Here is a 22900-nt window from a genome sequence, read left to right as displayed (position 1 = left end):
CAACTGGCCCGCGGACGGGCCAGCTACGAGATCACTGCCGGTAGTCCCTTTACAGGTCAAGCAGCAGACGGGTTGGGTCTTCCAGTAAGTCTTTGACAGTTACTAGGAAACCTACTGACTCACGACCATCAATGATACGGTGGTCATAGGAAAGAGCCAGGTACATCATGGGCAGGATTTCCACCTGACCATTGACAGCCATTGGCCGATCTTTAATGGCGTGCATACCCAGAATTGCACTCTGTGGCAGGTTCAGGATAGGCGTAGACATCAAGGAGCCGAACACACCACCATTGGTGATAGTGAAGTTACCGCCCATCATGTCGTCCACGGTCAATTTGCCATCACGGCCTTTGATAGCCAGATCGCGGATAGCTTTTTCCATATCAGCCAAGGTCATAGTATCGGTATCACGTAGCACAGGTGTTACCAGACCACGAGGAGTAGATACTGCGATGCTGACATCGAAATAGTTGTGATATACGAGTTCATCACCATCGATAGAAGCATTCACTTCTGGATAGCGTTTCAACGCTTCAGTTACCGCTTTGATATAAAAAGACATAAAGCCTAGGCGGATACCGTGTTTTTTCTCAAAAACTTCCTGGTATTTCTTACGGATATCCATAATCGGCTTCATGTTGACTTCATTAAAGGTCGTCAACATTGCGGTAGAGTTTTTCGCTTCCAGCAGACGGGTCGCGATGGTCTTACGCAGACGGGTCATTGGCACACGTTTTTCACTGCGATCGCCAGCAAGTTGTACCGGTGCAGGTGTCGCAGCTGGAGCGGCTTTAGCAGATTTCACATGGGCTTCCACATCTTCTTTAGTGATGCGGCCACCTACGCCAGTGCCTTTGATTTTGCTCGGGTCAACGTTATGTTCAGCCACCAGACGACGTACTGATGGACTCAGGGCATCGTTACTTTCTTCGGCAGTTGCTTCTGCTTTAGGCGCACTGCCCTCAGCTTTAGGTGCGCTGGCTTCAGCCTGTTCTTTAGTCACTTCCTGGCCAACGACCGCGCCTGGGACAAATGTTGCGATAACTTGTTCGCCCAGTACGGTATCCCCTTCTTGTGCTAAGAACTCACTGATGGAACCATCTTCCGGTGCAACCACTTCTAACACGACTTTATCGGTTTCGATGTCCACCAGATTCTGATCACGGGTCACCGCCTCACCGGGCTTAACATGCCAGGTGGCAATAGTCGCATCGGCTACGGATTCTGGCAAAACTGGTACCTTGATTTCGATACTCATGGAACGCTTTCCTTTTTAAAATTTATTACTTCAGATTCAATGCGCTAATGATCAGAGATTCCTGCTGGTGCGTATGCAATTCAGGATAGCCACACGCCGGTGCTGCAGAAGCCTCGCGGCCGGCGTAACTTAGCTGAGCGCCCTTAGGAATCGCCGCCCAGAAATGGTGCTGGCTGCAATACCAGGCGCCTTGGTTCTGAGGTTCTTCCTGACACCAAACAAAATCTGTCACATGCTGGAATTCAGCCAGTATTTTCGCCAGTTCTTCGTGCGGGAACGGATACAACTGTTCGATACGAATGATGGCAATATTATCAATGTTCTCTTTGCGGCGGCGTTCCAGCAGTTCGTAATAAACCTTACCGCTACAGAACACGACACGATTTACCTTTTTGGGATCTAGACTATCAATCTCAGCAATCACATTCTGGAACGTTCCTTCTGCCAGTTCTTCCAAAGAAGAAACCGCCAAAGGATGACGCAACAGAGACTTAGGTGACATCACCACTAGCGGCCGCCGCATAGGTCTGACAACCTGACGTCGCAACATGTGGTAAACCTGCGCTGGGGTAGAAGGCACACAGACCTGCATATTGTGGTTAGCACAAAGCTGCAAGAAGCGCTCCAGACGGGCGCTGGAATGTTCAGGGCCCTGCCCTTCGTAGCCGTGTGGCAACAACATAGTGAGGCCACATAAACGCCCCCACTTTTGTTCACCAGAAGACAGGAACTGGTCAATCACAACCTGTGCACAGTTAGCAAAATCACCAAACTGCGCTTCCCAGATACTTAAACCTTCTGGCTCTGCTGTGGCATAACCATACTCAAATGCCAGTACTGAGGCTTCAGATAACACAGAGTCATTGATATCAAACGGCCCTTGTTTATCGGCCACATTACGCAGCGGCAAATAGGTGGTTCCGTCATCCTGATTGTGCAGAACTGCATGGCGATGGAAGAAAGTACCTCGGCCAGAGTCCTGACCACTGATGCGCACCCGCTTACGCAGCTCCAGAATCGTTGCGTATGCCAAGGTTTCAGCAGCGCCCCAGTCCAGTAACTTCTCGCCTTCAGCCATTGTTTTACGATCGGTATAGATTTTTTCTACCCGAGACTGCAGTTTAAAACCTTCAGGGACATAACTGATCTTGGCCGCCAACTCTTTAAGATGCGCTAAAGGCACTGCCGCATCATAGTCTTCATCCCACTCGTGATTCAGATAAGGCGTCCAGTCAACGGTGTGTAGCGTCATCGGACGCCACTCTTTCACCACGCAGTCACCTTTATCCAACGCATCACGGTAGCCATTCACCATAGCGGTCACTTCTTCGGCAGAGATACTCTGTTGGCTGATCAGTTGATCAGCATAGATCTTGCGCGTTGTCGGGTGTTTTTTGATCTTGCTGTACATCAATGGCTGGGTGGCACTCGGTTCATCTGCCTCGTTGTGCCCATGACGACGGTAACATACCAAGTCAACCAAAATGTCACGTTTAAAGGTATTACGGAAATCGACTGCCAACTGCGCAATGAAGGCAACCGCTTCTGGATCATCAGCATTGACGTGGAAAATCGGCGCCTGCACCATCTTGGCGATGTCAGTAGAATATTCGGTAGAGCGCACATCCTGATGATTAGAGGTGGTAAAGCCCACTTGGTTATTAACCACGATGCGGATGGAACCGCCGACCCTATATGCCCGAGTCTGGGACATATTGAGGGTTTCCTGCACGATTCCTTGGCCAGTAATGGCAGAATCACCATGAATGGTAATCGGCATGACCTGCAAACCATCGGTACAACCACGGCGATCTTGACGAGCGCGTACTGACCCCATCACCACTGGATTAACAATTTCCAGATGTGATGGGTTGAAAGCCAGCGCCAGATGTACATTGCCACCGGGAGTTTCAAAATCTGAGGAGAAGCCTTGGTGGTACTTCACGTCACCGGACCCAAGACTGTCATGGTGCTTGCCCGCAAATTCATCAAACAGTTCAGCAGGCCGTTTGCCCAGCACATTCACTAGCACGTTCAGACGACCACGGTGAGCCATACCGATAACAATCTCTTTAGTACCAGCATCCCCTGCGCGATAGATAATCTCACGCAGCATAGGCACCAGCGTATCTCCGCCTTCTAACGAGAAGCGCTTGGCGCCTGGGAATTTTGCCCCAAGATATTTTTCCATACCTTCGGCGGCATTAAGTCCCTCAAGAATACGGTGCTTGACTTGCTGATCGTAACTGGCTTTACCCAGAGTAGGTTCCAGGCGATGCTGGATCCAGCGTTTCTCTTCGGTATCGGTGATGTGCATGTATTCAGCACCGATAGAACCACAGTAAGTCGCCTTAAGAGCTGCCAACAAGTCGGCCAGCTTCATGGTTTCACCACCGTGATCAAACGAACCGGTGTTGAATTCACGCTGCATATCTTCAGCGGTCAGACCATGGAATGCTGGATCTAATTCCGCCACCTTGTCGCGTTTCCAAAGACCCAAAGGATCCAGATTAGCATTTTGGTGACCGCGGAACCGATAAGCGTTAATGAGCTGCAGAACCTTAACCTGTTTGGCATCTACTTCAGGATCTGATACTCGGCCTACACCTTTACGGTGTCCTTCCATAGCCAGCGCTCGGAAATAGTCACGGATCTTGGAGTGGGCTGCTTCCGGTACATCGGATGACGCACCATTGACAGGAGGGAGGTTATCAAAGACTTCGCGCCAGTCCTCGGAGACTGACTCTGGGTCTTCTTGATAGGCTTCATACATCTCTTCTACATAGGTCGAGTTGGCCCCGTTCAGGTGGGAAGACTCGAGCCAAGCTTTCATGATGCCTTGGTGCATTTCTATTCCTTTCAATCTTGGTATACGTTCATTGCCTGATGTTTCATCAGATAAAGACCGCCAGAGAAATCTCCGTATTACGCGGCAAGTCATTGTCCTTCACATACAAAATAGAGCCACCTCTTCATGCCGAAGAAGTGACTCTAGACGAGCCTATACCAGTATGGATGATTGGCCGTCTTCTTGCATTTATACCGCCCGATTCAACAACATCGACTTGATATGTCCGATAGCTTTAGTCGGATTCAGCCCTTTCGGACAGACATCGACACAGTTCATGATGCCATGACAACGGAATACGCTGTAGGCATCATCAAGATCCGCCAGACGTTCTTCTGTGGCCGTATCGCGGCTGTCTATCAGGAAGCGATATGCATGCAGCAAACCACTGGGGCCGACAAATTTATCGGGGTTCCACCAAAAGGATGGGCAAGCGGTAGAACAGCAAGCACACATAATACACTCGTACAGGCCATCCAAATGTGCGCGCTCTTCAGGAGACTGCAAATGCTCACGAACCGGCTGTTTACCATCATTAATCAGGTACGGTTTAATTTTTTCATACTGCTTGTAGAACTGAGTCAGGTCTACGACTAAGTCACGTACTACCGGCATACCAGGCAATGGTCTGATTTCCAGCTTTTTACCGTTAAAGGAAGATACGTGTGTAATACAAGCAAGGCCGTTCTTGCCGTTCATATTCATGCCATCGGAGCCACATACCCCTTCACGACAGGAACGACGAAACGCCAGCGATGGATCCTGTTCTTTCAGCTTTAACAGCACATCCAGTACCATCAAATCTGAACCGTCTGCAATCTCCAGACTGTAATCCTGCATGTAGGGTTTAGTGTCTACATCAGGATTGTAACGATAAACTGCAATATCCAATTTCATCTGTACAACTCCTTAGTAGGTACGTTTCTTTGGTGGAAACGCTTCGCGGAACTTAGGTGCCATATTAACTGGGCGACGATCCATGGTTTCGCTCACCGGGTCAAACAAGCTGTGACATAGCCAGTTGGCATCATCACGTTCAGGATAATCTTCGCGACTATGGGCGCCACGGCTTTCCGTACGGAAGTTAGCCGCATAAGCAGAGGCAATCGCTGTTGCCATAAGATTATCCAGTTCCAGACATTCAATACGCTGGGTATTGAATTCCTTAGAGTTGTCAGAAAGTTTGGCATTGGCCAGACGCTGACGGATCTGCTGTAGCTCTTCCAGACCTTCGGCCATAGCCTCACCGGTACGGAATACCGAGAAATGCATCTGCATGCACATCTGTAGATCTTTACGGATCTTGAACGGGTCTTCACCGTCTTTATTGCTTTCCCAACGGTTCAGACGTTCTAGTGATTTGGCGATCTCAGCTTCTGTTGCTGCTTTAGGTGTTTCACCATCTTTCAGCACTTCACCAAGGTGATGACCCGCAGCACGACCAAAGACCACTAAATCTAACAGCGAGTTACCACCAAGGCGGTTGGCACCATGCACCGATACGCAAGCAATTTCACCTACTGCGAAAAGACCTTTGACATCCTGCTCAGTACCGTCGGCATTACGATGAATTACCTGCCCCGTTACCCGAGTCGGCAAACCACCCATCATATAGTGGCAGGTTGGGATAACCGGGATTGGACCATCAGCGGGATCGATATGGGCGAAGGTACGCGACAATTCACAAACGCCGGGCAGACGAGCTTCCAGCGTTTCTTTACCCAAGTGATCCAGCTTCAGCTTAAGATGCGGACCAATATCGCCATCAGTGCAACCGCGACCTTCGCGGATTTCGGTCATCATGGCACGGGCAACTACATCGCGAGAAGCCAAGTCTTTGGCGTTAGGGGCATAACGTTCCATGAAACGCTCGCCATCCTTATTTAACAGATAACCACCTTCACCACGACAGCCTTCAGTTACTAACACCCCAGCACCGGCGATACCTGTGGGATGGAACTGCCACATTTCCATATCTTGCAACTGCACGCCAGCACGGGAAGCCATGCCGACACCATCGCCAGTATTGATATGCGCATTGGTAGTAGACGCAAAAATACGCCCAGCACCACCTGTCGCCAACACCGTTGCTTTAGCCTTGAAATAAACGATGTCGCCAGTTTCGATTTCCAGTGCGGTACAACCGACAATCACACCATCTTCATTCTTTACTAAATCCAAGGCGTACCATTCGGAAAATACCTGGGTCTTATTCTTTACGTTCTGTTGATAGAGGCAGTGCAACAATGCATGACCGGTACGGTCAGCGGCAGCCGCAGTACGAGCCGCCTGTTCACCGCCGAAATTACGGGATTGACCACCGAACGGACGCTGATAAATTTTTCCATTATCAAAGCGGGAAAACGGCAGTCCCATATGCTCCAGCTCGATAATGGCTTCTGGGCCAGTCTGGCACATGTATTCAATGGCATCCTGATCACCGATAAAGTCAGAACCTTTCACGGTGTCATACATATGGTATTGCCAGTTATCCTCATGGGCATTACCCAGCGCAACCGTTATCCCACCTTGGGCGGAAACGGTATGAGAACGAGTCGGAAATACTTTAGACAACAGCGCGCAGCTCTTGCCTTCTTTAGAAATCTGTAGTGCAGCACGCATACCAGCGCCACCGGCACCTATCACTACTGCATCGAATTCGCGAACTGGAATAGCCACTTATACCCCCCAAACAATCAGTATGCCGGCTGCCAGGTAAGCAAAGGCAGTCACCACAAATACAAACTGCAACACGCCACGCAGTGACACATTCTTGACATAGTCAGTGAGCACCTGCCAGACACCAATCCAAGCGTGGATCAGCAGTGCAATCAAAGCCAGCAGCGTAAACACTTTCATGGGCAAGGCAGTAAACAATCCATGCCATACATCATAAGTGAGGGGGGAACTTACAGCGGCAAACACCACCAGAAATACCGCATAAGAAGCCAGTATTACGGCGCTGGCGCGCAACATAATGAAATCATGGACACCACTGCGTCCGAAACTCGCGGCATTGGTTACCATACCCATACTCCCGCCAATACTGAAAAGACAATCGCAAGAACAAATACTGCTTTAGCAGAAGCTTTGCCAGAGGCTAACTCTTCCCAACGGCCAGTATCCATCACCAGATGGCGCAAACCACCTAACAAATGATAACCAAGCGCGGTAAGGATGCCCCAGAGGATAAACTTCATCACAAAGCTATCCAGCAGCGATTGTAAATGGTTGAAGCTCTCGGCTGACTGCAGTGAGGCGTTTAGCAACCACAACAGGATACCGACAGCAAACAACATGATAACACCAGTAATTCGGTGGAGGATGGATGCGATTGCAGCCGCCGGGAAGCGAATGGTCTGCAAATCAAGATGGACAGGTCTTTGCTTTTTCACGTTCTGCTCACTCAGCTCCATTGAGCATTTTTGTTATATGAACCGATTTTGATGAAAATCGATTTGTGACACAAGTCACATTTCATTTTTGACAAATAGACTGCTTATTACAAACAGGTAACTAATTGACCCTATTCATATTTATGGATTATACAAAGAGAGGTAAAAATGTCCTGTTTATAGCCCCCAAGGACCGCAGCAAGTATACTCGTCGTAAAAGTCAAATACAAACATCACATTCTGGAAATTTTATTTTTTTTGGCAGTTTTTACCGTAAGCTGTAGAGTTAACAGGGAAATTGGTCTTACCTATACCAATGTCTAACGGATTTAAACGCTTATTTAAATTGAAATGTGATCTAGATTACTTGTAAAGTAATGGCCGTTTGATACGCCGCACTCACATAATTGAAGTTAAGGAGATTGGGGTATGGCTGAACTAATAGCCAAATTGGAACTTCCAGGGAATGACTCGATAGAACTGCCAGTAAAACAGGGAACAGCTGGTTTCGATGTGATCGATATCAGTAAACTGGGCAGCAAAGGTTACTTTACTTTCGACCCAGGATTTCTCGCCACCGCCTCATGTGAATCCGCGATTACCTACATAGATGGTGACAATGGCATTTTGTTGCACCGGGGTTATCCAATTGACCAGTTAGCGGTTGAATCCAGTTACCTGGATCTATGCTATCTGCTGCTGTACGGCGAACTGCCGTCCAAAACTCAGTATGAAGAATTCACAAAAACTGTTCGCAACCACACTATGGTGCATGAACAGTTAGCGTTCTTTTTCCGCGGATTCCGTCGCGACGCTCACCCAATGGCCATGTTATGTGGGGTAACAGGTGCCTTGTCCTCTTTTTATCAGGACTCTTTGGATGTCACCGACGCGAGACACCGCGAAGTTGCTGCTTATCGGTTAGTTTCCAAAATGCCCACCATTGCGGCCATGTGTTACAAATATTCCGTTGGTCAACCGTTCCAGTATCCGCGTAACAATCTCAGCTATGCCGGAAACTTCCTGCAAATGATGTTTGGGGTACCCTGTGAAGAGTATCAAGTGAACCCCATCGTTGAACGAGCAATGGACCGTATCTTTATCCTGCATGCCGACCACGAGCAAAATGCCTCGACTTCTACCGTGCGTCTTGCTGGCTCCTCTGGTGCCAATCCATTTGCTTGTGTTGCGGCGGGGATTGCTTCCTTGTGGGGTCCGGCTCACGGCGGTGCTAATGAAGCATGCTTGAAGATGTTAGAAGAGATTGGCTCCGTTGACCGTATTCCTGAGTTTATCGAAAAAGCCAAAGACAAGAATGATCCATTCCGTCTGATGGGCTTTGGTCATCGTGTGTATAAGAACTTTGACCCTCGCGCTAAAGTGATGCGTGAAACTTGTCATGAAGTGCTGAGTGAACTGAAAATTGATGATCCGCTGCTGGATGTGGCAATGGAGTTAGAACGTATTGCGCTTGAAGATGAATACTTTATCTCCAAGAAGCTGTACCCGAATGTCGACTTCTACTCTGGTATCATCATGAAGGCTATTGGTATTCCAACCAGTATGTTTACCGTGATCTTTGCCCTTGCCCGCACCGTTGGCTGGGTGTCTCACTGGAAAGAAATGTTGGATCAGCCTGGTCACAAGATCAGCCGTCCACGCCAACTATATACTGGTCACGATTCCCGCGATTTTATCCCGTTGGAAAAACGCTGATAAGTTCTGATTGATCCCTTCAAAGGCGCCGATAGGCGCCTTTTTTATGTGCATTTCCAACCTAATCCCCTGCATCCATCGTCTAAGTTTGCACTTGCTCATTGCGCTTATCGCCGTTGTTACCAGATTTAGCAAAATTCACCAATTAATAAATACTTTCGCTACATCATTCGGTTAACTGCGCAACAAATGACCATTAAAAAATTTAACTATATGTTTTTATTATTAAAAATTTAATGGCATCAGTTTTGCTTTAATGGTTGTAGTCTGAATGATAAGGATCTTCAAATGAAAGTAACATCCACCATTATTAACAGTATCGCAGCTGCCACACTTGCTGGGTTAATGCTCAGCGGCTGTGGTGAAGAACAACAAGCCAAAAAAGAAGAGCAGTTTGCCATTCCTGTAGAAATTTCCACCGTGACTGAAGGTCAGGTATCGTCCTATTACAGTACCACCGCTACCCTAGAAGCACCGGAAGAAGCCAATGTCGCCACCCGAATTGCCGGTGTTATTGAGCATATCTATGTAGAAGAAGGTGACCGCGTCACTAAAGGCCAAGTGCTGGCGCGGATTGATGCCCGCCAACAGCGCTATCAACTGGCACACTCTGAAGCAGAAGTAAAAATTCTGTCACAAGAGCTGGAACGCTACAAAAAAATGAAAAACCCGGAGTTTATCAGCGCCGACAGTGTTTCCAAACTGGAATACAGTCTGCAATCCGCTATCGCACAGCGAGATCTAGCGGCATTACAGGTCACAGAGAGCGAAATCCGATCTCCGATTGATGGGGTGATTGCTAGCCGTTTTGTCAAAGAAGGCAATATGGCCAAAGAGTTTGACAAGCTATTTTACATAGTCCAGCAAGATGAGCTGTATGGCATCATGCACTTACCAGAACAACAGTTAGCCAGCCTGAGACTGGGACAAGAAGCCCAAGTTTATAGTAATAAAACTGACCACATTGCCGCGACGGTATTACGCATTAGCCCGGTTATTGATAGTACCAGTGGTACCTTCAAGGTCACACTATCAGTTCCGAATCAACAAAATCTTATGAAAGCTGGCATGTTCACCCGAGTACAGCTGAAGTACGACACCCATAATGACGTACCGATCGTTCCATACAATGCTGTTATTAATCAGGATGATATACAAGCACTTTACGTTATCCAAGATGGCAAAGCACTGCGCCGGGAAGTCAAACTGGGCTATCGTCAGGATGATAAAGTCGAAGTCGTCAGTGGTATTAAACCCGGGGAACAAGTCGTCGTACGTGGACAGCATAATCTGAAAGACCAATCGCTGGTTGAAGTGTTGTCGCCATTAAGTCTTACCGCTGCCAAATAATTATAAAGGACTACTGCAATGTCGATGATTGACACTTCGGTGAAACGTCCAGTCACCGTCTGGATGTTTATGCTAGCTATTATCTTATTTGGTATGGTGGGATTCTCCCGGCTGGCGGTGAAACTGTTACCGGACTTGAGTTATCCGACCCTGACGATTCGCACACAGTACGATGGCGCGGCCCCAGTAGAAGTCGAACAACTGGTGAGCAAACCGATTGAGGAAGCTGTTGGAATCGTTAAAGGTTTGCGCAAAATCAGTTCTGTATCGCGCTCCGGCACGTCAGATGTCGCGTTGGAGTTTGAATGGGGTACCAATATGGATCTGGCGGGCCTAGAAGTCCGTGAGAAGCTGGACACCATCGAACTGCCATTAGATGTAGACAAACCGGTACTGTTACGTTTTAACCCAAACCTCGATCCGATCATGCGGCTAGCATTACCCGCCAAAGACGGCAGTGAAGCAGAGCTGAAACGGTTGCGCTCGTACGCGGAAGAGGAATTGAAGCGAGAATTGGAAACCCTGCCAGGTGTCGCGTCTGTGCGCTTGTCAGGTGGCCTCGAACAGGAAATCCATATCCTGTTAAATCAACAGAAGCTATCACAGTTAAACCTAAGCAGCGAACTTATCAAACAGCGCATTGCCGAAGAAAATATCAACCTTTCTGCCGGGAAAGTGGTTCAAGGTGACAAGGAGTACTTGGTAAGAACGGTTAACCAATTCCGTAACCTCAGTGAACTTGCCAACATTATTGTCTATAAAAATGGCACAACCTTAGTGCGGTTGGGAGATATTGCCCAGGTAACTGACGGCTTTAAGGAACGTTCAGACATCACCCGTATCGGTGGTAAAGAATCCATTGAACTGGCACTTTATAAAGAAGGCGATGCCAATACGGTTGCTGTTGCCAAGAAAGTAAGGCAGCAACTGCAACGAATGCAAGCTCAGGCGGCTAAAACTGGCGCTCCGGTACCGGAAGTGATTTACGACCAGTCGGAGTTCATCGAAAGTGCGGTCAGCGAAGTCACCTCATCCGCATTGATTGGTAGTCTATTAGCAATGCTGGTGATCTACCTGTTCCTGCGCGACATTATCCCAACGCTGATCATCTCCATCTCCATTCCGTTTTCAGTGATCGCCACCTTTAACATGATGTATTTTGCCGGGCTCAGTTTGAACATCATGTCACTGGGAGGCATAGCGCTGGCGGTGGGGCTGTTGGTAGATAACGCCATTGTGGTACTGGAAAACATTGACCGCTGCAAAGCAACAGGCATGAATCGGCTCGATGCCGCCGTGACCGGAACCCGCGAAGTTGCTGGCGCGATCACCGCATCAACGCTGACAACGCTGGCGGTATTTGTGCCACTGATTTTTGTCGATGGTATCGCCGGTGCTCTGTTCAAAGATCAGGCACTTACCGTCACCTTTGCCCTGTTAGCCTCGCTACTGGTTGCGCTCACCTCAATTCCGATGCTGGCATCCAGAGAAGGCTTCAAAACGTTACCACCTTTGGTAAAACGCACTTCCAAGCCGCTGCCAACCACTCGCTGGGGCAAAATCCGCCATTACAGCGCCACAATGTTTGCGCTGCCCTTCACCCTGTTACTGAATTGGCTACCACGCGCTCTGATGACAATTATTCTCTTACTGGTAAGGCTGTTCAGCTGGTTAGCAGGTTTATTGATGCGGCCGCTGTCAGCGCTATTCAATGCCGGTTATCAGTTGTTGACGAAAGTTTATCAACCGCTGCTGGAGCTTGCACTGCAACACAAAGCGTTAACGATAGCGATTGCGCTGCTGTTTACCGCATCAGCGGGGTTACTGGTCAACCGCCTGGGGATGCAACTCATTCCGCCGATGAACCAAGGCGAATTCTACGTGGAAATCTTGCTGCCGCCGGGTACAGATGTCAGTCACACCGACAGAGTGCTGCAGCAACTGGCGTCGGTCATCAGTGATGATAAAGCGGTAAAACATGCCTATAGCCAAGCGGGGAGCGGCGGCTTGATGACCTCTGACACCAGCCGCGGCGGTGAGAACTGGGGGCGGCTACAGGTGGTGCTGGCCGATCATCACGCATTCAATGAAGTGGCCGCCAAACTCAGGGCTCGCGCTAGAACTATTCCTGAGTTGGAAGCCAATATTAAGTTTCCAGAATTGTTCAGCTTCAAGACACCACTGGAAATTGAACTCAGTGGCTATGAGCTGGGCCCGCTGAAACAGAGTGCCGATGCGCTGGTAAAAGCCTTGGAGACAGACCCGCGCTTTACCGACATCAACAGCACGCTGCGCGATGGGCAACCGGAGATCAGTATTCGCTTCGACCATGCCCGCATCGCGGCTTTAGGGATGGACGCACCAACCATTGCCGAACGGATTGCTCAACGTGTAGGGGGCACAGTCGCCAGTAAATACACGCTGCGCGAGCGCAAAATTGATATTCTGGTACGCAGTGCCGCAGATGAGCGGCGGCAAATAAGTGATATCGGGGCCATGCTGATCAATCCTGACAGCGCCCATCCGTTACCGTTAAGTGCCGTCGCCGATGTAACACTGGCGCTCGGTCCCTCTGCTATAAACCGAGTCAGTCAGCAACGAGTCGCGATTGTCTCGGCCAATCTGGCTTATGGCGATCTGAATCAAGCGGTCGCCAGCGCCCGTCAGTTGCTGGCACAAGTGCCGATGTCAGCTTCAGTGCAAACCCGTATTGGCGGCCAGAATGAAGAGATGGAGAATTCCTTCACCTCACTAAAAATCGCCCTGCTATTGGCGGTATTTCTGGTGTATATCGTTATGGCCAGCCAGTTCGAGTCTTTGCTGCATCCGTTATTAATCCTGATGGCAGTGCCAATGGCGCTCAGTGGCAGTATCTATGGTCTGTGGCTAACCGGCAGCAAGCTGTCGGTGATCGTATTTATCGGTCTTATCATGTTGGCGGGAATAGTGGTGAATAACGCCATTGTGTTGGTTGATCGCATCAACCAACAACGTGCGGCTGGGGTTGAAAAACTGGCCGCCATCCGCGAAGCCGCAGCCTCGCGATTACGACCAATTTTGATGACGACTCTGACGACCACACTCGGGTTATTGCCGATGGCGATTGGCTTGGGCGATGGCGCTGAAGTACGTGCGCCTATGGCTATTACCGTGATCTTTGGTCTGAGCCTCTCGACCCTACTGACATTAGTGGTAATCCCCGTACTGTATGCGCTGTTTGACCGTAAGACTTATGAGATAACCGCCGCTGCAGCTAACAATGCCACAGGAGTAAAAGCATGAATCTGACTGCATTGGCATTAAAGCGCCCGGTCACCACCAGCATGTTTTTTGTAGCGATTCTGCTGTTTGGTTTGGCGGCCGCACGCCTGCTCCCTTTGGAGATGTTACCCGGTATTGATATTCCAGAAATTGATGTACAAGTGCCCTACAAAGGTTCGTCACCGGCCGAAGTTGAGCGCGATATCACCAACGTGCTGGAAGAATCATTAGCCACCATGGGTGGCGTTGATGAGCTGAAATCGAAATCCAGCCAGGACGGTAGTGAGATCGAAATCAAAATGAAGTGGGGCGAGAACGTTGCTACCCGTAGTCTGGAAGCTCGTGAGAAAATCGACGCCGTACGACATCTACTACCTGATGATGTAGAGCGGGTGTTGATCCAGCAATTTTCTACCGCCGATATGCCGGTCCTGACGGTTCGCATCTCCAGTGACCGTGAACTTTCGGCTGCATTCGATCTATTGGATAAACAGTTACGTAGGCCGCTGGAACGAGTGGACGGCGTATCCAAAGTCACCCTCTACGGTGTTGAGCAGAAACAGATTGAAGTGCGGATAGATGCACGGCGACTAGCCGCCAGTGGTCTTGAACTGCCACAACTGCGTAAACAGTTGCTCCGCGAAAACTTCATTATCAGTGGCGGTCACTTACGCGACAATGGTGTGCTGTACCAAGTATCGCCCAAAGGAGAATTCCGTAATCTCGACGAAATTGCAGCGCTCACCATTGCACCAGGACTGCATCTAGGAGATGTAGCGGATATACGTTTCGCATTGCCAGAACGTACCCAAGGCCGGCATCTGGATCAGAAATACGCGGTTGGTCTGGACATCTTTAAGGAGTCCGGTGCCAATCTGGTGGATGTCTCCAATAAAGTCATCAAGGTGATTGATGCGGTTAAACAGGATCAGCAATTCCGCGGCATCAAGCTGTTCATTATGGATAATCAGGGATTAGAAGTTGAATCCTCACTGCACGAACTGTTGATGTCTGGATTAATCGGTGCGTTGCTGTCATTTGTGGTGCTGTATCTGTTTTTGCGCAACCTGCCGATGACACTTATTGTTGTGTCGTCCGTCCCCATCTCTATCGGGATGACGCTAGCGGGCATGTACTTCCTTGGCTACAGCCTGAACGTGTTGTCGATGATGGGACTACTGTTAGCCATCGGTATGCTGATCGATAACGCGGTGGTGGTCTCTGAAAGTGTGCTGCAGGAACAGCAGCACCACCATGGTGGCATACAGGGAATTATTGCTGGCGTCGATAAAGTGTCGCTGGCCGTACTAGCGGGAACGCTCACCACCGCCATTGTGTTTTTGCCTAATATCTTCGGTGTCAAAGTCCAACTTACTGTGATGCTGGAACATGTCGCGGTAGCCATCTGTATCTCACTGGCCGCTTCGCTATTGGTTGCCAAGACGCTAATTCCGCTGTTACTGGCGCATATCAAGCTGAAAAAGGATATTGTCGATGCTGCACCTCCGAAAATGCAGCGGCATTATCAGCGCAGCCTTAACTGGGTATTGTTACATCCCAAAACTTCTACCTTGATAGCTGTACTGATTTTGCTGTCCACTGCTATACCGCTGCAACTAGTGCAAAAAGACAATGAAGACAGTGACAGTACCGAACGCATGTACATTAACTATCAGGTGGAAGGTCGCCACAGCCTGCAGGTGACCGAAGCGATGGTTAATCAGATGGAACATTATCTGTATGCCAATAAAGAGAAGTTTCATATTGATGCGGTATATAGCTACTATGCCACCGATGAGGCCAGTACCGTTATTTTGTTGCAACCTGATTTGCCCATAGAAATTAATGCGCTGAAAAAGCAGATCCGCGAGGGTTTTCCCAAATACGCCTTTGCTAAACCGCAGTTTGGCTGGGGTGACGATACTTCTGGGGTGCGTGTAACACTGACGGGACGTTCTACCAGCGAACTTATCCGTCTCAGCCAGCAGGTGATTCCTTTGCTATCACATATCAAAGGATTGCAAGACGTTCGTTCTGAACTAAACGGCTCACAGCAGGAGGTGGTGATCCACATTGACCGCGAATTAGCCGCACGTATCGGATTAAAGCTGAACGATATTGCCAGCACCATCGGCACCGCCCTGCGTGGCAGCCAACTCCGCTCATTTCGTCATGATCCCAGTGGCGAGCTACGTATTGAGCTGTTGTATGAGAAGCAATGGCAGCAATCGTTGGAAACCCTGAAGCAACTGCCAGTTGCCAAAATAGGCGATAAAGTGTTCACGCTCAGTAGTATTGCCGCTATCGAGATTGTGCCGAGATTCGATGTTATTCGTCACTACAACCGTGAAACAGCACTGTCGATAGGCGCAAACCTCGAAGGCATCAGCATGGAGCAGGCACAGAAAGAAATCGCACTGGTCATGCAACATGTGAATTTTCCTGATGGTTACCGTTTTTCGTTAACCGGCGGCTTTGAAAAACAGGATGAAGAACAGTCGGTAATGCTAGTAAATATGGTGTTAGCCGTCGCGATGATCTACATAGTGATGGCCGCCCTATTTGAGTCACTATTGCTGCCCAGCGCCATCATCACCAGTATTTTGTTCTCGATCACCGGGGTTTTCTGGGCACTGCTGCTAACCCATACCCCGATGTCTATCATGGCGATGATCGGTATCTTAGTGCTGATGGGGATTGTCGTTAACAATGGCATCGTGTTAGTTGACCAAATCAATCAGATGACCCCGGCGCTGGATCAACTGTCGCAAGTGATATCTGATGTGTGTATCACCCGTTTACGGCCGGTATTGATGACCGTTGGCACCACCATTCTTGGCCTGGTGCCGTTGGCGGTAGGTCAAACACAAATCGGTGCCGGTGGTCCAGCCTATGCACCAATGGCGATAGCCATTATCGGTGGACTCAGTTTTTCCACCCTGACCAGCTTGTACTTGGTGCCACTGTGTTATCAAGCGTTTTACCGCATGCGTTATGCAAGTGCGATGTACTTTGGACACTCATTGCAACTGAGTCGAAGACTGTTACCTTGGGCTTGATTTTATGTCAGTGAAAAAGCTGCTGAGGCAGCTTTTTTATTGGCGTTTCCAACAGATAACAGTACTGTATTCTTTATCAATATGGCAACTTAAGGAAAAGGCCATGACATCCAGACAGCCCACAAGCGTAGTGCAATTCCTAGGCTATGTGTTTTTAGCGACACTTCTCCTAATGCCCGCCGCCTTTGCTGCCGACTCAAAAGACGCATTTGCCAACGCCGCCATCAAAGTCATCGAATTGACTCCTGGCCGCTACATGCTTGAAGGTGCTGGCGGCAACATAGGCGTGAGTGTTGGCCAAGATGGCATACTGTTGATTGACGATCAATACGCGCCGATGGCTGACAAGATTATGGCGGCGTTGCAGCCGCTACGGGCAGGAGCACCTAGTTGTGTGATCAATAGCCATTTCCATGCTGATCACACTGGCGGTAATCTTTTTTTTGCCGAACATGGTGCGGCTATCGTTGCACAAACCAATGTACGAACCCGGCTGGTAGAACAGCAAGTTCCGGCAAAGGCCTTACCGATATTGACCTTTGATCAAGAGCTTGCCATTCATTTCAACGGCCAGAACATGCGCTTGTTGCATCTGGGACCGGCACATACCGACGGAGACGCTATCGTCCTCTGGCAAGATGGCAAAGTGCTACATACAGGCGATCTATTCTTTAAAGATCGCTTCCCGTTTATTGATCTCGAACATGGTGGCTCAGTGCTGGGTTATCGTGACGCGGTTGCCAAAATGCTGGAACTGACTGTAGACGACACCAAAATCATTCCGGGTCATGGCACACTGGCCTCTCGCGCTGATCTGTTGCGCTTTAAACATATGCTGGACGACTGTATCAACTGGATGCAAGACGGCAAAGCCGCCAATAAAACACTGGCTGAAATGTTGGCGACGCCTTTACCGAAACGCTGGCAGAACTGGGGCTGGAGTTTTATTCCGAAGGAACGCTGGATCCGTACCCTCTATGACGGAGTCCCTGCCCATTAAACGCCAAGACAACGGTGATATTCTCGTTGAGCCCTGCAGCAAAATGACGAGAAACCGCAGTACCTATGGCAAAACCGCCATAAATGTTAGCAGTGCGTACCGGCAGGTTTTTTCCAGCAACACTCAGTTGGCTTTTAGTGGTCGAATAACAAGATGTTTTAAAGGGAACAGCAGACGAAAACTGCCGCTCTAAAATGGGCAATGTTCATGTTTTCACGGCCATTTTTATCTAGCAGTAACCATTATGAGGCGTGACGAAAATGCCATAATAACCAGTAAATTGGCCTTACATCGCGGCCACCAAGATCGCGTAACGGACGTAACAGGTAGTACAGCCACTGCCAACTGGCGAGGAAACGCTTGGTCTCCTGCCAGATCTGTTCGCCACCGGCGTTGCGGTAGCAGGCAATGATACTACCGATATTTTCATTCAAAGGCCCCAGATAGCGGTACAGACTGTGGATATATACCACCAGATCTCGAATATGCTGAAACAGCATGCTCCTCTTGGGCTGGTTCGCTTCAAAATCAATGAATGTCACCTGCCCTTGCTGCCAACTAATATCTCGCAACGCTGGCCGACCATGGGCTAATCCCATAGTGTGCAAGTGGGCCAAGGCGGTAGCACTGTCTTCAAAGATCTGTTGCAAGGTTTCGCAATCTACGCCTGGCGTATTCAACCAGTCTTTAAGCGTACTTCCAGCATCTTCAACCACAAAATAGCCCGGCCCCTCGCTAACAACACGCGGTACGGGTGCAGCTTTTAGCTCCAACGCCTGCAATGTTTGTTTTTCATTTTCAATCGCCAGTTGTGGATTGGGCTTTAGCATACGCATGGTGCCATGCAACACCTCTGCTTGCTTTAACCAATAATACTGCCCTTGATAGTCAAAGCGGCAAACCCGCTGTCCGGGATGAGACTGCAACACCTGTTGCACCCGGTCATTGAAATTCTGAACCATGACAGGACTCCATTCCGATAACTGGGCTAATTATCTCTCTCGGAAAAGGTCGAATCAATTAAATGCCAGGATATAATCCTGAGATTTTGTTAATAAATAGAATATGATACAAATTCGAAACAGTATTGCAGTTCATTATTAACATTAGAGATAACTAAGCTGAAACAATAGCAAAATGTGCTTTGCCTTCTTCCCCAATATGCCGTGTCAATGTTTTCTAACAGCCAGTGCCGCTCACCAAATACAAGAACGGGATAATCACACCGGGACAATTGCAGATAGTCGTTATCTTGGCAGATGATGTTTGCCATGGAGCCGTGCCATTTTGATACAGATAAATACAACAGCAGCATCGACTTAAAATAGCGGCGTTTGGGCATCAAGGCTTAGAACCTGAGCCTTGCTAACGGCTATTGTGCTCAGGGATTTAGCATAAGAGTTAGTAAACAAACCAACGCCGCCATCTGCTCAAAGTCCTAGCTTTAGGTCTAGGACTTTGTCGCTAGTCTGTTTGTGCCTCTAGCTTGGCGAGTGCGTCGCCGCTGGCTGCTGTATGGCATCGTTTTCGTTCACCGCACCAACGGCATGATGAGTCAGTTCCGCATTCATCACCACCACAGTTTCACCAATTTTGTCTTGGATACACTGACGATTGCTGTCCCAATAGATTTGCAAAAAACCCAGCAACCCCGTAGCAATACCAGCACCATAACCACCGTAGCGACCAAAGGCACCCCACAGCGTCAACGGCTCACCACTAAGCCGTACTACCCGGATCCCCAACAGCTTTTTCGCGGGTGTTTGGCCTCGAAGCAAAGCAGTAAACAAAGTGAAGTACAACGCGCCCCAACTCAACCCTAGCCCCAGATCGGCAATAATACCCTTAGCCCAATCGATAAGAGAGTGTGACGCTGAGGCAGAACCCTTTTGGTTCTCGGCCGGCAACTCCGTATCTTCCTTCGCTGCAACGGGTTTAACAGTATCCCCAGAGAATGTAATTATTGGACTGTTGGCATTGGACTCTGGCACATTCGCTGAGGCTGAATCGGGCGTTTTTTCAGTGGTGGCTGGGGCATCGGCAGGCGCAAGCTTAACCCCCGCCATCAGTTGCTCGACATATTGCTGTTTGTCCGCTGGCGCAAGAAACGTGAGGTCATTAAAGAGCGATGCTACCATCTCCCGCCGCTCTGCAGGCTTGTCTGCAAAAACGGCATCTAGTTGTTCTTTCATTGACGGCAGTAGTTCTTCAACACAAGAGTTATCACGACAGTTAGCGAGTTTACCAGCGATGATAGCCATGGCGGCCGAGTGGGAAACTTGCTGCAACTGACTGAGGGTGATATTTGAGTCACCACGTTCATCGTCACCGCCATCAAGATAGGGGCCGATAAATTCAAGCACAACCACAAATATCACCAAAGTACTCACTATCCGCAACCAACGCCGCGCCCAGGCAGACACCACTTGCTCATGTCGCTTACTCAACACCCATGTCGCAATTGCCGCCAACAAGGCAATCCACAGACTCGAGATGCTACTTAACAAGGCTACCAGCATCAGATCCAGTAATATGGCCACGCCCCGTCGCCACGGTCGAGCCAATGGCATGCCGATTAGTTCAGGTGCGAGCTTAAAAGCAAATGGCGTCACAATAGCGCGGGTTTCTTTGCCTGCACGCCATGCAGCAAGTGCAGATTGATAGTGTTTATCCTGGGTGTCCACGCACAGATTCCTTATGATACGTAGGGGTTACATCGTCAATCGATGATGAGGCAAAATCATACTGCAGCGTCGTTAACAATAAATAATATTTTTGTAAAAGAATTTTGTGTATTTATAAAGGCAGGAGCGGAAGTTCTCAGAACAGGGTGGAAATGGAAGAAACCAACTAAGCAATAGAGAAATAAAGGTAAACACCTAAGTGGGATTGGTGTGGGACTAGGTATGCCCATTCGCCAGAGGCTCAATTAACACCACGAACCATGATGGGAACTGGCTTATCTGCGATTAATTTGATCAACAACGCCCGTTAGAACATCTACACCACCAATTCTGTAGAAGCTATGCATCGCCAGTTCCGTAAACTGACCAAAACCAAGGGCGGATTTGCCAATGAAAACAGTTTGCTTAAGCTGCTTTATGCCGGTATCTTGCGGGCATCTGAGCGTTAGACGCACCCATTACAAAGTTGGTGACACTGTCACAGTTGTCGATACACTTCGAGGCGCGCTTAGACGCTCATATCGATCTGTGATCAGGCTGACACAGAATATTGAACACCCTCGAGCTGGAAGTAGCATTAGTTGACTATTTTGAAAGGACTGCTGCTACAAGGGGAAACAAAGCATTTGACATTAAGGCTTAGCTACACTGACACAATATTATTTTGTAAACGAAATATTTAATCGTAAATTTTAACTGCAAAAATCACTAAATAATATTATTGTGCTGAAGAATATTTATTATCGTTATTTCAGGTTAATGTAAATCATATTTTTTTAAAATCTAATTCAGATAACGAACCGTTTAGAAAGTCAAGCGGCGTTGTTGCCTAAATGTGGAACCTTCTGCCTCTGATGCGATCAGATCCTGTAAATAGCAGACAGGAATGGATAGCAGTGGGCAAATCCAAGCACCAAATCACCAATTGGCCGGAATATAACAGAGCCTTGACTAAGCGGGGCTCACTGACGTTCTGGATAGACGAGCAGGCTATGAACCACTGGTGTTGCAGCAAACATCATGGTGGCCGAGGCAGAGGATTTCAGTACAGTGACACTGCAATTGAGACCGCATTGATGCTTAAAGGTCTATTCAATCTCCCCTTACGAGCACTGGAAGGTTTCATCAATTCGGTATTTGGCTTGATGAGCGTGCCTTTGAAATCACCAGGTTATAGCTGTATCAGCAAGAGAGCCAAGACTGTCGACATTCGCTACCACAACCCCAGTCGCGGCGCGATCGCTCACTTGGTTATCGATGCCACAGGTCTGAAAGTTTACGGCGAAGGTGAATGGAAAATTCGTAAGCACGGTAAAGAAAAACGCCGCACTTGGCGTAAGCTTCATTTAGCAGTGGATGCCGCAACGCATGAAGTCATCGCAGCGGAAGTGAGCCTTGAAAGCGTGGCCGATAGTGAGGTTCTGCCCACGTTATTGAACCCACTGAGACGTAAAATAAAACAAGTCTCAGCCGATGGGGCTTATGATACCAAGAACTGCCATAAGCTGCTGAAACGAAAAAACAGCAAGCCGACCATTCCGCCCAGGAAGAATGCGGGTTACTGGGAAACTGGTCATCCGAGGAATGAGGCAGTTAAGGCGTTGAAAAGCGATACACTCGAAGAATGGAAGAAAGACAATGACTATCATCAACGTTCTTTGTCAGAAACCGCCATGTATCGTTACAAGCGACTCATCAGTCCGCAACTAAGCCTACGGGACTACAATGGACAAGTCGGCGAGGCATTGGCTGGCGTGAAGGTGATGAACAAAGTCATAGGACTAGGTATGCCCATTCGCCAGAGGCTCAATTAACACCACGAACCATGATGGGAACTGGCTTATCTGCGATTGATTTGATCAACAAGGCCAAGTCAAGCCCAAGAGAAATATCACAAGAATTTAATGAGGAACTATAAAACAAAACTGGAAAGTCATTCATTGTGATATCATGACCTTTAAAACTAAACTTAACTTCTGGTAATACTTTGCCAGGTGCACTATTACTGCCATATGAAAAATCATAATGGATGAAACTTGGTTTAATACCTTTTATTCTATTCTTTATTTTTTCATATAACTTAGATGTGCCATATGTCGACACTGCTCCTGAATCTAAACAGATCACACTATCAGCAAGTGAAATCGACTCCAGATTTATATTTAACTTAAAGTCTATAATGTCTGACATTTTAATCATTGGCAATACATCAAAGTCATTATTTCTTTTTTGAAAAATAACTGAATCATAACTTCGAATATAACTCATTCCAATTATGTTCAATTTGCTATCTTTTGTTAAAGGATAATTTCTTACTCTATAATTT

General features: G+C 48.4%; 15 protein-coding genes and 1 pseudogene. 7 read left to right on the top strand and 9 right to left on the bottom strand.

The annotated features are described in order from the left end of the window. Positions 1-49: 49 nt before the first annotated feature. The 6 genes from odhB to sdhC form a co-directional block, all read right to left on the bottom strand. On the bottom strand, positions 50-1261 hold the full coding sequence (odhB, locus tag J3L11_RS11435; RefSeq protein WP_207571061.1) for a 2-oxoglutarate dehydrogenase complex dihydrolipoyllysine-residue succinyltransferase: 1212 nt from the start codon (positions 1259-1261) through the stop codon (positions 50-52). A gap of 25 nt (positions 1262-1286) precedes the next feature. Then, the gene (sucA, locus tag J3L11_RS11430) at positions 1287-4109 is read right to left on the bottom strand and encodes a 2-oxoglutarate dehydrogenase E1 component (RefSeq protein WP_207571060.1); all 2823 of its coding nucleotides are present in this window, start codon (positions 4107-4109) and stop codon (positions 1287-1289) included. Positions 4110-4298: 189 nt separating this feature from the next. After that, complete coding sequence (locus J3L11_RS11425; RefSeq protein ID WP_133040434.1) at positions 4299-5006, bottom strand: succinate dehydrogenase iron-sulfur subunit; 708 nt, start codon at positions 5004-5006, stop codon at positions 4299-4301. A 12-nt stretch (positions 5007-5018) separates the two neighbouring features. Then, complete coding sequence (gene sdhA, locus J3L11_RS11420; RefSeq protein ID WP_133040435.1) at positions 5019-6788, bottom strand: succinate dehydrogenase flavoprotein subunit; 1770 nt, start codon at positions 6786-6788, stop codon at positions 5019-5021. Next, a complete protein-coding gene (gene sdhD / locus J3L11_RS11415) occupies positions 6789-7136 on the bottom strand; it encodes a succinate dehydrogenase, hydrophobic membrane anchor protein (RefSeq protein ID WP_133040436.1) in 348 nt (115 codons plus the stop codon). Then, the gene (sdhC, locus tag J3L11_RS11410; protein WP_133040437.1) at positions 7130-7525 is read right to left on the bottom strand and encodes a succinate dehydrogenase cytochrome b556 subunit; all 396 of its coding nucleotides are present in this window, start codon (positions 7523-7525) and stop codon (positions 7130-7132) included. Before sdhC ends, sdhD begins: the two co-directional genes overlap by 7 nt. 408 nt (positions 7526-7933) lie before the next feature. Between sdhC and J3L11_RS11405 the strand changes: the two genes are divergently transcribed. The 5 genes from J3L11_RS11405 (at position 7934) to J3L11_RS11385 (ending at position 17890) form a co-directional block, all read left to right on the top strand. Further along, positions 7934-9220 carry a citrate synthase gene (locus J3L11_RS11405; protein ID WP_133040438.1) on the top strand — a complete coding sequence of 429 codons (1287 nt, stop codon included), beginning with the start codon at positions 7934-7936 and terminating at the stop codon, positions 9218-9220. 288 nt (positions 9221-9508) lie between these two features. After that, positions 9509-10570: an efflux RND transporter periplasmic adaptor subunit gene (locus J3L11_RS11400; protein ID WP_189618799.1), complete on the top strand. Its 1062-nt coding sequence runs from the start codon at positions 9509-9511 to the stop codon at positions 10568-10570. A gap of 18 nt (positions 10571-10588) precedes the next feature. Continuing rightward, positions 10589-13852: an efflux RND transporter permease subunit gene (locus tag J3L11_RS11395; RefSeq protein ID WP_207571059.1), complete on the top strand. Its 3264-nt coding sequence runs from the start codon at positions 10589-10591 to the stop codon at positions 13850-13852. Then, positions 13849-16890, top strand: a complete 3042-nt coding sequence (locus J3L11_RS11390) for an efflux RND transporter permease subunit (protein ID WP_207571058.1) — start codon at positions 13849-13851, stop codon at positions 16888-16890. The genes J3L11_RS11395 and J3L11_RS11390 overlap by 4 nt, the downstream gene beginning before the upstream one ends. A 103-nt stretch (positions 16891-16993) precedes the next feature. Further along, complete coding sequence (locus tag J3L11_RS11385; protein WP_207571057.1) at positions 16994-17890, top strand: MBL fold metallo-hydrolase; 897 nt, start codon at positions 16994-16996, stop codon at positions 17888-17890. Positions 17891-18132: 242 nt separating this feature from the next. Here the strand turns inward: J3L11_RS11385 and J3L11_RS11380 are convergent, their stop codons facing one another. Next, on the bottom strand, positions 18133-18852 hold the full coding sequence (locus J3L11_RS11380) for a serine/threonine protein phosphatase (RefSeq protein ID WP_133040443.1): 720 nt from the start codon (positions 18850-18852) through the stop codon (positions 18133-18135). A gap of 519 nt (positions 18853-19371) precedes the next feature. Next, positions 19372-20574, bottom strand: a complete 1203-nt coding sequence (locus tag J3L11_RS11375) for an RDD family protein (RefSeq protein ID WP_347566509.1) — start codon at positions 20572-20574, stop codon at positions 19372-19374. A gap of 314 nt (positions 20575-20888) precedes the next feature. Here J3L11_RS11375 and J3L11_RS11370 point away from each other — a divergent pair. Both J3L11_RS11370 and J3L11_RS11365 read left to right on the top strand, forming a co-directional pair. Next, positions 20889-21106, top strand: a pseudogene (locus tag J3L11_RS11370) (IS256 family transposase); the annotation flags it as partial. Positions 21107-21470: 364 nt separating this feature from the next. Then, positions 21471-22388: an IS5 family transposase gene (locus tag J3L11_RS11365; protein ID WP_189619047.1), complete on the top strand. Its 918-nt coding sequence runs from the start codon at positions 21471-21473 to the stop codon at positions 22386-22388. Here the strand turns inward: J3L11_RS11365 and J3L11_RS11360 are convergent. Then, positions 22381-22900 (bottom strand): hypothetical protein (locus J3L11_RS11360; protein WP_207571056.1); only part of this gene is annotated, 520 nt, incomplete at its 5' end. The genes J3L11_RS11365 and J3L11_RS11360 overlap by 8 nt on opposite strands.

Source organism: Shewanella sp. 4t3-1-2LB (assembly GCF_017368415.1).
Taxonomy (GTDB): Bacteria; Pseudomonadota; Gammaproteobacteria; order Enterobacterales; family Shewanellaceae; genus Shewanella; species Shewanella fodinae.
This window is presented reverse-complemented; position numbering and strand designations above follow the sequence as displayed.